Here is a 443-nt window from a genome sequence, read left to right on the forward strand (position 1 = left end):
GCGCGTCAGCACCACCGTCTGGGCAAGCCCCGGCAGCGTCAGCTCGGTCTCCAACGCTGCCGCGGCGGCGGAGAACGACGGCACGCCCGGCGTGACCGAATAGGGAATACCAAGCGCGCGCAGGCGGCGGAGCTGCTCGCCCATCGCGGACCAGATCGAGAGATCGCCGGAATGCAGGCGAGCCACGTCCTGGCCCGCCGCATGGGCGGCGGCGATCTCCGCGATGATCTCGTCGAGCGACAGGGATGCGGTGTTGACGATGCGCGCGCCGGGCGGGCAATGCGCCAGCACGCCCTCTGGCACGAGGGAGCCGGCATAGAGACAGACCGGACAGGCCGCGATCAGGTCGCGGCCGCGCAGGGTCAGCAAGTCAGGCGCGCCCGGTCCTGCGCCGATGAAATGCACCGTCATGCGCCGTCTCCTTCGGCGATCGCGGCGGTCGC

General features: G+C 71.3%; 1 protein-coding gene. It reads right to left on the reverse strand.

The features are described 5' to 3' along the window. Positions 1 to 411 (reverse strand): SAM-dependent methyltransferase (locus tag MOV74_RS40335; protein WP_246933126.1); only part of this gene is annotated, 411 nt, incomplete at its 3' end. Positions 412 to 443 lie beyond the last annotated feature (32 nt).

This window comes from Bradyrhizobium sp. SHOUNA76 (genome assembly GCF_023006445.1).
Lineage (GTDB): Bacteria > Pseudomonadota > Alphaproteobacteria > Rhizobiales > Xanthobacteraceae > Bradyrhizobium.